The organism is Pseudomonas sp. CFBP13508 (genome assembly GCF_005233515.1).
GTDB classification, from domain to species: Bacteria; Pseudomonadota; Gammaproteobacteria; order Pseudomonadales; family Pseudomonadaceae; genus Aquipseudomonas; species Aquipseudomonas mercuritolerans.
In genome coordinates this window covers 954981-969140 of sequence record NZ_QFZZ01000001.1, presented here as the reverse complement: position 1 = coordinate 969140, position 14160 = coordinate 954981, and the positions used below count along the sequence as shown (strand labels likewise).

Here is a 14160-nt window from a genome sequence, read left to right as displayed (position 1 = left end):
TCCCGACAACACAAAACTCAAATATTTTGCACCGGCCTGACCCTCACCCGAGTCCCGAGCCCGCCATCCTCGGGTTCTCCATTCTGTCATCTGCAACCACCCGCCAACGCCTCCAGCCCGATTCAGCCAAACCCCCGATCCAGACATGCTGCCACACCCCGCAAACACCCGAGAAATCCGCGCAAAAATCCCCCCGCAGCTCCCGAGGTTTTTTCCTTTATCTGTCACCGGAAGCTGCGAATTTCTCTCTGCGGCTCCACCACGGTGGACCCTCCCGGTGTCATGCAAGCCTTCCGAAACCTGTGTTCCAAACCAAGTTGAAAAGGAGATTCTTCATGTTCAAGCGCACTCTGATCGCCGCCTCACTGACCGTCGCCGCTCTGGCTTCCGCCCAGGCCATGGCCGTAACCGGTGGTGGCGCCTCGCTGCCTGCCGCACTGTACAAAGGTTCTGCCAACAGCATCCTGCCTGCCAACTTCAGCTACGCCGTGACCGGTAGCGGCATTGGCAAAAGTGCTTTCCTGACCAACAACGCTTCGCAATTTGGCACCACCGGCACAGTGCACTTTGCTGCCAGCGATTCGATTCTCAGCGCTACCGAACTCAGCAACTACACCGCCAACTTCGGTACTTCCTACGGCCCGCTGATTCAGTTGCCATCGGTTGCGACCTCGGTGGCGATCCCTTACAAAAAAACTGGCAACACCACCCTCAACCTGACCAGCACGCAACTGTGCGACGCATTGTCCGGTGCCAAGATCACTTGGGGTGAATTACTCAACAACGACGCCAAAACCGACCCGACACTGATCCGCGTGGTTTATCGCACGGCTTCCAGCGGCACCACTGAAATTCTCACCCGTCACCTGAACTCGGTGTGCCCTGGCAAGTTCGCCGTCGGCACTACCTTTACCAGCGCTCGTCTGGGTGGCTCTCCGCTGCCAGGCAACTGGGTAGGTGTGGTCAACACCGCTGAAGTTGCTACTGCCGTCAACGCTGTGGACGGTTCGATCGGTTATGTCGGTCCGGACGGTGTGAACGCCTCGAGCAACGCCGTTGTGGCGCGCATCAACGGTGTTCAGCCTACCAGCGCCAACGTCAACGCTGCCTTGTCGTCGGCTGCTCTGCCAGCCACCCCATCCAACCCGGCGCAGTGGGTACCGGTCGTAGCCAACCCAAGTACCGGCTATGCCATGGCGGCCTACACCAACTTCATCTTCGGCCAGTGCTACAAGGACGCAGCGGTTGCCGCTGACGTGAAGGCCTTCCTGACCCAGCACTACAGCATTCCGGGCAACGCTGCCGCTACTGCTGCCCACGGCTTCATTCCGGTTCCAACCAACTGGAAAAACGCTGTGACCGCCAACTTCGTCACCAACTCCACCGGCAACAACCTGGACATCAACAACGCCAGCGTCTGCAACGGCGTGGGTCGTCCTTTGTAAGTCCTGCTACACGCGCAATGAAATGGCAGCAGCCTTCGGGCTGCTGCCATTTTTTTTGGCCGATCTACACCTCAATCATGAAGTTTGTGTGACATCCGTTCGGTCGTGCCTCGCGCCAACTGCCTATGTCGTAACAGCAGGTTTTCGCTGGCCTGCAGCCTTATGTGGCAATCAAAAAGGATCTCGTAGTGATGCTCGCTCGCCCATCCCGTCGCAGTACCCGTGCTCAAAATCTCAAGCGTGAGGTCAACGACCCGGGGTTGTGGCTGCTCAAGCCCCTGGCGCACGCGGTGGCGTTGTGTCTGGTGGCAAGCAGTGCGCAGGCGCAAACGGCGTTCAGTTCGAGCTGGTTTGCCGCCAAGGGCGCTGCGCAACAAGCGACGGCCGCTCGACCAAGTATGGGAGGGCTGCCGGGGATGACGCCACCATTGGCGCAGCAGCAAAAAGCCAATCAGCAATTGCAGCGTTCATTGCAGACGCTCAACAACACCGTGGCGGCGATTGCCGCGCAACAGGCGGCGCAGGCGGCCGGGCGTGCGGTGGCCCTGGGCAGTGTGCAAAACGTGCCGGACGGGTTGGGCGACGGCGGCTTGAAGGTCGACAACAGCCTCACCCAGGGTTGGCTGAACGCCAAAGGCCCGCAACAGACGCAAGCCGATGGCAAGACCAACGTGAAGATCGAGCAAACCGCCGACAAGGCGATTCTCAACTGGGAGACCTTCAACGTCGGGCGAAATACCACTGTCGAATTTGCTCAGCAGTCCAATTGGGCCGTGCTCAACCGTGTCAACGATCCGAACGCACGCGCCAGTCAGATCCAGGGCCAGATCAGGGGCGATGGCACAGTGATGCTGATCAACCGCAACGGCATCGTGTTCAGTGGCAGCAGCCAGGTCAACGTGCGCAACCTGGTGGCCGCCGCCGCCAATATCACCGATATCCAGTTCCGGGATCGTGGTCTGTATTTCGATAGCAACGGCAGCCAACCGACGTTCACCGATGCCGCCGGCAAGGTGCTGGTGGAGCGCGGTGCGGTGCTTGAAACCCACAAGCCCGCCGTCTCGACCGACGCCGGCGGCTATACGCTGTTGCTCGGTAAAGACGTGATCAATGACGGCACCATCAACACCGTCAAAGGCCAGACCGTGCTGGGTGCCGGTGATCGTTTTTACATCCGCAAAGGCTCAGGCACGGAAGGCAACACGTTTTCGACAACCTTCGGCAACGAAGTCACGCCTGGCTTCAAGGCTTTGGAAAGTGGTGGGCGGGTCAGCAACAACGGGTTGATTCAGGCTGCCACGGGTGACATCACCCTGACCGGGCATGAGGTGGAGCAGGGCGGCGTGTTGCTGAGCAGCACCTCGGTCGCCACTCGCGGGACCATCCATTTGCTCAATCCGGCGAGTGACACGAGCGGCAGCGTGACCCTGGCGCCCGGCAGTGTCACGGCGGTCCTGCTCGACAGCAGCGACCTGACGGCGCTGGACAGTCAGCATCAGGCGGCCCTGAGCGGGGTCAGCCTCAATAACAGGATTCGCGGCGATCAGTCGCGTATCGATCTCCAGAGCGGTGGCAGCGTCGATTTCCAGAACGGTTCGATCACCCTGGCCACCGGCGGCCAGGTCGCTGTCAGCGCGCAGCGTCGCAGCCTGGTTGGCGAAGGCGCGGTGATCGACGTTTCCGGCGCCGTCGGCGTCAAGGTGGCGATGGAATCGAACAACATCAAGATCAACGTGCAGGGCAACGAGCAGCGCGATGCGTCGGTCAACCGCGAGAACGGCGCGCTCAACAGTAACGATGTCTGGGTCGATGTGCGTGAACTGGTCTACGTGCCGGCCGGCACCAATGGCTATGCGACGGACCGTTGGTACACGGCCGGTGGCCTGCTGGAAGTCGGCGGTTATCTGGGCACCCAGGGGCATGGCATCGGCGAGTGGATGGCGCAGGGCGGCACAGTGAGTTTTGCCGGCAACGACGTGGTCACTCGTAAGGGATCACTGATCAACCTGTCCGGCGGTACCCTCGATGTGCAAAGCGGTGAGATTCGGCAGAGCTGGCTGCGCGGTGCAGACGGTCGCCTGTATGAAGTCTCGCGTGCGCCGGGGGATCAGCTCTACACCGGTTTGTACAAGGGCTACGAGGATGAAAGTGAGCGGTGGGGCCAGACCCGCACGTTCTACAACCCGCTGATTGCACCGTCGAGTCGCAGAGAGTCGGGGTACACGGTTGGTCGCGATGCCGGGCAACTGCTGGTCAGCACTGTCAACGCGGTGCTGGGCGGGCAACTGCTGGGTGAGGTTTTCCAGGGTGAGCGACAGACCCAGGCTCCGCGTGCGGTCATCGACGGTTATGAGCAGAGCCAGACTGCGCTGGCACGGCGCGCGCAATTGATTGTCGGCAGTTATCTGCCGAGCTATCAGGCGGCGTCAGGCGGATTGCGCTACACCCTCAATCCGCTGCTGGATCAGGTCCTGATTGGCGGCGAAGGGCGGGACGAGGAATTCACCGAGGAGCTGAACGGCGCCGTCGCGCAAGACCGTCAGGGCAAGTTGTTGCTCAACGCCGGCCAGCTCAATGGTTTTGATCTCGGCGCACTGAAGATCTCGGCGCTTGAGCGGATTGAAGTGAACGACGCGCTCAAGGTAGACGCCGGTGGTGACATCACGCTGTACGCACCGGATGTCCGCGTTGCGGCCAACCTGACGGCGCGCGGCGGCAGTCTGAATCTGGGCAACGTGTTGAACCAACTGCGCAGCACCACCCTTGATGACATGCTGATTGCGGCACCGGCGGGTGATCCGGTGCAGGTAACGATCGCCAGGGACGTACGCCTCGACACCCGTGGTCTCTGGAGCAATCTGCGCACCGATCCGGACGATGTGGCAAGTCTCGGCTACCTGAACGGCGGCCGGATCTCGATCCGCAGCAGTGGCGATATCGATGTTGCGACGGGCAGCTTGATCGATGTGTCGTCCGGTGCTGCGATTCTGGCCAATGGCAAGACCCGGGGTGGCAAGGGTGGCGACGTGAGTCTTGAGTCCGGCGCGATTTCCGCGCTGGGCGATTCGCATCTGACGATGGCCGGCGACATCTTCGGGCATGGCGTGACGGGCGGCGGTGCGCTGGCTATCCAGGCCAACCGGGTGCGGATCGGTGCGTCCGCAGATACGCTGCCCGAACATGCCTTGCAGCTGACGCCCGAGTTGTTCGACAACGGTTTCTCCGCCTACCGGGTCACCGGCCTGAACGGGCTGGAGGTGACAGCGGGCACACAAATCGATGTGACGATGCCGGTCTACCGTTTTGCAGACACAACGCTGAATCCGGGCAGCGGGGTCGAACCGAGCCAGGCGATGGAACTGTGGACGCCCACGCTGTATCAGGAAGACCCGCTCAAGGGCGTACTGAGCCAGCGCGCCGGTGCGAGTCTGGCGCTGCAGGCCGGCTCGAGTGAACTCGACCGGTTCGACACCGCCAGCACCCTGACGCTGGGCCGCGCATCGCGCATCACCGTCGATCCCGGACAGCGGATCAATCTGCGCGGGACCGGGCAGATCACCCTCGAAGGCGAACTGCAGGCCTGGGGCGGAACCCTGGATATACGTCAGCAACAGTTCGGTTCGATCGACGTCGCCACTTCACAGCAACAAGCCGACAGCAAGGCGCACAACCGCTCGATCTGGATCGGCGAGCAAGCGCAGCTGGACGTTGCGGGGCGTGCCCACACGGCTGTCGATGCGTCGGGTCGGGTCTACGGTCAGGTCGACAAGGGCGGCAGCATTATCATCGGCGGCGAAATCGATCCCAAGCGAGCGACGGCGACGGCGGCCGATGCGTTTGTGATTGTGCGCGAAGGTGCACGTCTGGATGCCTCCGGAACGCAGGCCGTGCTGGACATCTCCGGGCAGGGGCCGACTCGCGTTGCCTCGGATGGCGGACGTATCAGCCTGAGCTCCTATAACGGCCTGTGGATCAATGGTCAGCTGCGCGCTGCTTCAGGTGGCAGCGGTGCTGCCGGCGGACGGCTGGAGGTAGCCCTGGAGACCCCGCTGTACGCTACGCAGAAGGCGAGTGCCGAGGTTCTGCGAGCTCGGGAAATCGTTATTGGCCAGGGGCCGGACGATGCAGTGTTGCCCCTGGACCTCAAGCCCGGTGACGCCGCGGACAACCTTCGTTACGGCCATGCCCGCCTGAGCACCGATACGTTGATGTCGGGCGGATTCGACAATCTGAGCGTGTTCAGCAACGGCCTCTTGTCATTTGACGGCGACGTCGACCTGCACATGAATCAGAGTCTGAATCTCTATGCTGGGGCCTTGTCCCTGGCGCAGACTTCCAGCGACTCGACGCGGGTCGATCTATCAGCGCCTTCCGTGCGGCTGTCCGGTGTGGGGACTTATTACGGCGTGGTGGACACCATTCGCCCCCGGGTCCTGAACAGTCCGACTGCGCAAGTTTCGCCGGCGCAGTTCAACGTGAATGCCAACGTTCTGGATATTGCCAACAGCCTGTCGTTCGGCGCGCATGGGTCGATCTTGCAGAACAAAGACGCCCCGGTTGAGGTCAGCCGTCGCGGCTTTGATCAGGTAACGCTGACCAGCACCGGGGACGTGCGGTTTCTGGCGCCCGTCAGTGGCCAAGTGAAGTCAGAGTTGTGGACACCAGGGGACCTGAATCTTCGCGCTGCGCAGATCTACCCTGCGAGCGGGGTCTCGGCCGAAGTCCGGGTCGGCTATCAGAGTCAGAGTTCTCTCGCCGATACCCATCGGACATTGCGCATTACTGGCCAGGGTACGGCGCCGACAGCGCTGCCGTACTCGGTGTTTGGCACGCTGGCGATGAGCGCCAGCCGGATCCATCAGGGCGGTGTTCTGCGTGCGCCTCTGGGCGTGATCAGTCTGGGTGATGATCTGCTGATCAAAACCCGGGAACTGCGCCTGTTGCCCGGCAGTACGACGTCGGTCAGTGCGGCCGGTCTGGTGATGCCTTATGGTGGCACCACCGACGGTATCGAATACCTTTACAACGGCGCACCGATCATATTGAAAGGCATCAGTGGCGACAGCGCCGGGGTGAACCTGCGCTCGCAGTACGTGGATGTGCAGTCCGGCGCGTTGATCGACCTCTCGGGCGGCGGAGATTTGCGCGGTGCCGGGTTTGTCTCCGGTCGCGGTGGCTCCACCGATGCGCGGTTCAGTCCGTTGGTGCGTAATGCCAGCGATGGCACGTTCAGTCTGCCGGGGCTGGCCAGCAACCCGGTGTACGCCATTGTCCCGGGCGATCAGAGCGCCTACGCACCGATACTGGGGGAAGCGGGAGCGGTCGATCCGCGCATCGGCCAGCAGATCACCCTGGACACCGGCGTGCCAGGGTTGGCGGCAGGCACTTATACACTGTTGCCTTCCACCTTCACGTTGCTGCCCGGCGCGTTTCGGGTCGAAGTCAACGGCCAGGCCGCCCCCGGCGCCAGCAACGGCGCGGTTGCAATGCGCAACGGCTCGTGGACAAGCAGTGCGCGGATGTCGATTGCCAATACCGGCGTGCGGGAAAGTCTCGCCAGCCAGGTCATCGTGACATCGGCGGATGTGTTACGGCGTTACTCGCAATACAACGAAACCACACTGGAGCAGTTCATCGTCAGCGATGCAGCGCGCCGGGGTGTTCCGCGTGCGCTGGCGCCCATGGATGCCAAAGCGCTCAACCTGTTTGTCATCGCGGGGGGTAATCACGATACCGCGCTGGATTTCAATGGCCGGATCGCCTTCGCCGCCGCCAAGGGAGGCGTGGCCGGGACGGCTGTGATTCGTGGCGGCAGTGGCGCCAACTTCGAGATTCTCGGCCCCGGACAGTCAGCCACGAAAGGCTTTGCCGGCGTCTCGCTGAGTGCCGATACGCTCAACCGGCTCGGCGCTTCTCGTCTGGCGATCGGTGCGAGCCCGACGGTGAATTACGGCTCGGCCGGCAATATCGTCAGTTTCACGGGCAGTACCTACAACATCACCTTGCGTGAAGGTGCGCTGCTTTCAGCACCGGAAGTGCTGCTCTGGACCAACAATGGCAACGGTGCCATCACGGTTGAGGCCGGTGCCGGCATCAATTCCCTGGGCCGCGGCGAGGTGCCGTACGACTCCTCCAACGGTTTTGTCTATCAGCCCGGCGCCGCAAGTCTGCTGGTGGTGTCCAATGGCTGGACGAATGTGCTGGCGCCAGAGGTCAACGCCAGCACTGCGTCTGGCAGCATCCGCATCGGCACCTGTAATCACCTGGCATGCGCCAATCCGGCGATGCTCTATTCCAATGGCAGCATTACGGCGGCCACCAACAATCAGTTCGAACTGGCCGAAGCGGTGCGTTTCGGCACCCGTCACCTGGCATTGGCTGTGGGTGCGGTCAACATCGGTACCGCTGAAACACTGGCGGCGGCCGGTCGCCTGCCTGCCGGCCTGACGTTGAGTCAGGGCGTGCTGGACCGCTTGCTGCGCGGCGATACTCAGTTTGCTGCGCCAGCCCTGGAAACGCTCAGCCTGACCGCTCGCGACGCGTTGAACTTTTATGGCAGCGTCGCGCTGGACACCGTGGATCCTCAGACCGGGCGCAGCAAGTTGCAGAATTTGATCATCACGACGCCGGCGATGTACGGCCTGGGCGATACGAGCGACGTGGCGACCATCCGCACAGCCAACCTGATCTGGAACGGCGCCACTCAGGCGCCCGGGGCCGTGGCCAGCGGTGGTGCGGGCAGCGGACACGGCACGCTGGACATTGAGGCTCAGCGCATCGATTTTGGCTACGGCCCTTATTCCCAACCCAACGGCCTGGATCAGAACGCTCGTCTTGCGCTGGGCTTTGCCAACGTCAACCTCAACGCCAGTGATCGTATCACCGCCAACCACAAGGGCAGCCTCGCGGTTTATGAAACGCAGGGGGCTTACGACCCGATCAAGGGTTATCTCTACAGCGGCGGCAACCTGAACCTGCGCACACCTCTGCTGACCGGGGAGGCCGGCTCGGTGAATGCGCTCAAGGCCGGCGGCAGTCTGGTATTGAGCGGACCGGCCGGGACGGCGCTCGCCGATGCACTGGGTGCCGAACTGACGCTGGCGGGGCGTACCGTGGTGCTCGACGGCCGGATTGCGCTGGCCAGCGGCAAATTGCAGGTCAAGGCCGAGGGCGATCTGACCCTCACGAGCGGGGCGAACCTGGACCTGGCGGGCCGCACCTTGCCATTCAACGATATCAACCAGTACAGCTGGGGCGGCGACGTGGCGTTGTACAGCCGCGACGGCAATATTCGTCAGGCGAGCGGCTCGCGCATCGATCTGTCGGCGCAGAACAATCAGGCCGGCAATCTGAGTGTCGTGGCACTGTCAGACACCGCAGGCGAGGTCGATCTGCAGGGTGAGATCCGTGGCAGCAGTACAGGGCATTACGATGCCGGCGGCACGTGGGTACCTTACAAATCCGCTGGCGTGGACATCCGCGCGCAACACTTGGGTGGCGCACTGAATGAACAGTTTGCTGCGCTCAACCAACGCTTGAACGTCGGCCAAGTCTTCGGCAGTCGCAGCTTCCAGTTAAAACAGGGCGATCTGGTGGTCGGCGATGGCCTCAGGGCGGGCGAGGTCTCGGTATCGCTAGACAACGGCAGCCTGACGGTGAACGGCCTGGTCGATGCCAGCGGCGAACGGGTCGGCAACATTCGCCTGTCCGCCGCCCATGGCCTGAATGTGGCGGGCGGTGCGGTGCTGGATGCTCACGGTCGGGTACTGCGGGTCGACAGTTACGGCAAGATTATCGACGCGCCCAACCGGGCCATGGTCGAACTCAGTTCCGGCGACGGCCTGCTGACACTCGCTCCCGGTGCGCGGATAGACCTGCGCCATGGCACGGACGCGGCAGTCGGCACACTGGCGGGTCAGAATGACGGTCGCCTGCGCGGCACGCTGGAGCTGAACGTACCGCGACTGGGCGCCGATGACATCGCCATCGACGCCCCTGGCGCGTTGATCATCCAGGGCGCGCGGTCCATCGGGCTCAATGCCGTGCGCCGCTATACCGATGCCGCCGACGGGGTGGATCCAGCGGCCAGCGGCCGGCCTTATCAAATCATCGACCAGGCTTACCTGAACCGCATCCACGCTGACAACGATCTGTTCATCAATGCAGCCTTGGGCAACAGTGATCTGTTGCAGCGCAAACTGGCAGGGTTGAACAATGCGCGGTATGCCGATGCCTTCCATTTGCGCCCAGGCGTAGAGATTGCGAGTAAAACCGCCGACGGCGATCTGGTGGTACAGGGCGATCTGGACTTGTCCGGCTATCGCTACGCCAGTCTCAACCCGAACACCGGCAAAACTTCGGTGTACGGTTCTGGCGAGGCGGGGAGCCTGGTGATTCGAGCCGGAGGGGACCTGGATATCTACGGCAGCATCAACGATGGTTTCGCGCCGCCACCGGAAACCGTGGACGATGCCGGATGGAAATTGCTACCGGGCGTCCAGCCGTTTGGCGGCGATCTGATTGTGCCGGGCGCAGGCGTGACGCTGGCCGAGGGCACGTTGTTCCCAGCAGGCGTCAAGCTGAACTATGACCTGCCGATCCAGGCCGCCGTCCTCGCCAGCGGTACGCTGTTGCCCACCGAGGCCGTGCTCGCCGGCCCCTACACTCTGCCGGCCGGCACCGTGTTGAGCGCAGCCGTACACGATGCCTCCGGTAACCTGCTGTATGGCGCCGGAACGCTGCTCAATGACAGTGTGATATTGCCAGCCGGCAGCCGCCTCGGCGCCGGGACCCGCCTCGGTCAGGCTACCGGGATGCAGGCCATGCTCTGGCCAAAAGGCGTGCCGTTGCCCAGTGTTCTGGATGACCAGCAGCGTTCGGTGGGTGTGAAGTTGAATGGGGCGCTGGCGCTGCTGCGTGGTTCCCTGATTCCGTCGATGACCGATGTGGTGCTGGCCGCCGACACACCCTTTATCGAACTTCGTTCATTGAACGGTACACGCCAGGGCGCGAACTGGGCGATCGCGAGCATGTTGCCGTCGGGCAGCGCATCGTGGTCGATGCGGATGGTTGCGGGTGCCGACCTGCAAGCCGCTGACAGTCGGGTGGTGAAACCCGTCACCAGTACCGGTGACTTGCGGCTGGCGGACACCCACCTCGGGATTCTTGTCACTGAGAAAAAGCTCGACAGCACCTGGTCGGCGGATAACCCGCTGGGTTATCCGGCGGGCAGCGTTGTCAGCGATGAGGATAGTTTCTGGTGCGATTTGATTCCCGGGGTCTGTCTCCCTCCGGCCAAGTTCCTGTGGGCGGATGGCAACATGATGGGCATACCCGCCGGAACCCCGGTCAGTGACGACGATCTGTTCTGGTGCGACATCGACCCGGGGAACTGCCTGGCCAACAAGGGCGGGATAAACGCCAGTCCCCATTCGCAGATGTTCAGCGTGCTTCGCACCGGTACTGGCGATCTGGATTTGATGGCCGCGGGCAATCTGAGCATGAACTCACCGTTCGGCGTTTATACGGCGGGCACTCAGTCCAGCGATGTCGATTCACGTTTCAACCAGGCCCGCGGCCGCTTGTCTGACGATGGATCGATACTGGGCAGCGCCGGCAGTGCTTACGAAAAATGGGTCAATGGCGGTTCGGAGAGCCTGTATCAGGCGTGGTATCCGCAGATGGGCGGCAACCTGACCATCGGTGCCGGTGGCTCGGTGTCGGGGGACACGCTCGGGCGGCGCGGCTATGTAATGAACGCGCCACTGCGCGAACAGGTATCCAGCGTTGCTGTGGGCAACTGGCTCTGGCGTCAGGGTGATGGCAAGGCGGATCTGCCTACGGCCTGGTGGATCAACTTCGGCAGCTACGCCACGCAGCCCTTGCCGGACCAGAGCACCGACACCGGGTCATACCTGGTCGGCTTCACCGGCTTCGGCACATTGGGCGGCGGCAATATCAGCCTGCGCGCTGGCGCGGATGCAGGCATGCTCAGGCCCATGGGCGATCAGTTGCTTAATCCCCGCAGTCAGGGACTGATCGTGGCGGTGGGCAGCACCGGCCGCGTTGGCGCTGACGGTAGCCTGCAGTTGACTGGCGGTGGCGACATGGACATTCGTCTCGGTGGCATGCTCAATCCGTCATTGCAGGCGAGGTCGGGGCAAAACGGCACGACACCGCCGCGACACGACCTTCAAGGCGCCCTGATCAATCTACGGGGTGCGGCACAGCTGACCGGCGCGGCTGCGGGTGCAATCAACCTGCAATATGGCGTCGAGCAATTCCAGCAGGACGCCCGGGAAACCAGAGCCTACGATTTGTTCAGTGCCAGCACCGGAGCGGCGGGCGGTGGCGTGGTATTGATACCGGGTGATTCGGGGATGCGCATCAGTACACGCGGCGACCTGGTGATGGGGGGCGCGGCGGACCCGGGTCGGGTAAGGCTGCAGAACTCCACGCCGTTCACCACTGACAGTGGTGTGGTCCATGCGGGTGGCGGACTGAGCGGTTTCTCGTTGTGGACCGGGCACACGGCCATAGATCTGTTTTCCGCTGGGGGCAATCTCACACCGAGCACACAGATGGCTGAAGTCAGCACGACGTTGTCTCAACCCGTCAGCGCAATGAACAGCTCGCCGACTGATGGTCGCTTTGTATATCCCTCGATTCTTCGGGCCGTTGCAGCCAAGGGTTCCATCTACGTGGGACCGTCGGCCGCTTTTGGTGCAGCGAGCAATCTGTTCCCGGCGGTGGGGTACTCGCTATTGCTGGCGCCTTCGACAAACGGGCAATTGTCGTTGCTGGCTGGTGACTCCATCTACGCCGGCGGCTATGCGATCAATCAGTCCGGCGCGAGCCCGGGAGCCATCGCGACCCCGTTTGCGCCTTCCTTCTCCGGATACGGAGCCAGCACTGCAAACGTGCCGTTGGTCAGCAACTACAGCCCCGATGGTGTGATCCCGAGCAGAAACCTGCGTTATCCGCTGTTTGCGTTTGGCGCCGATACCTTCTCGGGGTCGAGTGATGTACAGGGTCCGGCGCGTTTCTATGCCTTGACCGGTGATCTGGTCGGTCTACGCAGCGGCGAAACCCTGAGCTTTTCCCCGTCCGCGCGAACCTGGTATGAAGCGGCGGGGCCGGTGTGGATGATGGCCGGTCGCGACATCGTCGGGTCCGGTACTTTCCTGGGGCAGCCGACAATCGCGCCGAATGAGGAATTGGGCGGAACCCGCCAAAGCGTCAGTTCGACCGGTAACCTGTTCATTCACAACGACCCGCGGGATGTCTCGCGCGTATCTGCCGGGCGCGACATTCTCTACAGCAGCTTCGATATCGCCGGTCCGGGCCTTTTGGATGTCAATGCCGGGCGCAACATCCTGATGGAGAACCGGGCCGCTATTACCAGCCTCGGACCGATCGCGGCGGGAGACAGCCGATCGGGGGCGAGCATCGTGTTGCAGGCCGGCGCAGGCGTGCAGGGGCCGGATTACTCACGGTTCATTGCGCGTTATCTGAACCCGCAAAACGTAGCGGATTCAGCGGTGGCCCTCAGCGCGCAACCGGGCAAAGTGGTCAAGAGCTACGTCGATGAACTGCTGAGTTGGCTGAGCCTCGGTTATGGCTTCAAGGGTAGCGACCAACAGGCGCAAGCCTTCTTCGCCGCACTGCCGAGTACCGAGCAGGCGATCTTCGCCCGCCAGGTGTACTTCGCCGAATTGCGCGCCGGTGGCCTGGAATACACCGATGCCAGTGGTCCGCGCACAGGTAGTTACCTGCGCGGTCGCAACGCCATTGCGGCACTGTTCCCGACCACCGATGTGGCCGGTAATCCGATCCGCTACGACGGCGGTATCACGATGTACGGCGGCGCCGGGGTCAAGACGCTGTTTGGCGGCGATATCCAGATGCTCACACCGGGCGGTGGCCAGGTGTTCGGCATCGAAGGCGCGGCGCCGCCGTCGACAGCGGGGATCATCACCCAAGGCTCGGGCGACATTCAGCTGTACTCCCAAGGCAGCATCCTGCTCGGCCAGAGCCGGATCATGACCACCTTCGGCGGCTCGATTCTCGGTTGGTCCGCCGAGGGCGATATCAACGCCGGTCGCGGCTCGAAAACCACCGTGGTCTACACACCGCCGAAACGCGTCTACGACACCTGGGGCAACGTCACGCTGTCGCCGTCGGTGCCGAGCACCGGCGCTGGTATCGCCACACTCAACCCGATTGCCGAAGTGGCACCGGGCAACATCGACCTGATCGCGCCACTGGGCACCATCGATGCCGGCGAAGCGGGGATTCGCGTGTCAGGCAACGTCAACATCGCCGCGCTGACGGTGGTCAACGCCGCGAACATTTCGGTGCAGGGCAAGGCAACCGGCGTGCCGGTGGTATCGGCGGTCAACACCGGCGCGATCACCTCGGCCAGTTCGGCGGCATCCTCCGCTACACAAGCGGCTGAAGACGTCGCGCGGCAGCAACAGGCAGCGGCGCGGCAGAACCAGGCCTCGGTGTTCACCGTGCAGGTACTCAGCTTCGGCAACGAGCAACTGGCACCGTCGCGTGATGGTGCCAGTCGCGCGCCAGCGCCGGGTTATAACCCGGACAGCCCGGTGCAGGTGCTGGGCGCCGGGGCGTTGGATGAACAGGCGAAACAGCAGCTGACCGAGGAGGAGCGTGGGCAGCTGACGTTGTAAAAGACTCTCGTGCAGTACGTTTG

At 62.8% G+C, this 14160-nt stretch carries 2 protein-coding genes; both read left to right on the top strand.

Annotation, left to right across the window (positions count from 1 at the left end; all coding sequences use genetic code 11):
- Positions 1–335 precede the first annotated feature (335 nt).
- A complete protein-coding gene (locus PspCFBP13508_RS04255; protein ID WP_137213753.1) occupies positions 336–1445 on the top strand; it encodes a substrate-binding domain-containing protein in 1110 nt (369 codons plus the stop codon).
- Positions 1446–1636: 191 nt separating this feature from the next.
- Positions 1637–14137, top strand: coding sequence for a filamentous haemagglutinin family protein (locus PspCFBP13508_RS04250; RefSeq protein WP_137213752.1), 12501 nt, complete (start codon positions 1637–1639; stop codon positions 14135–14137).
- Positions 14138–14160: the final 23 nt, after the last annotated feature.

Excerpts from the sequence above, each read along its gene's own strand:
- PspCFBP13508_RS04250 (WP_137213752.1), top strand. The coding sequence starts at position 1,637 with ATGCTCGCTCGCCCATCCCGTCGCAGTACCCGTGCTCAAAATCTCAAG.
- PspCFBP13508_RS04255 (WP_137213753.1), top strand. The coding sequence starts at position 336 with ATGTTCAAGCGCACTCTGATCGCCGCCTCACTGACCGTCGCCGCTCTG.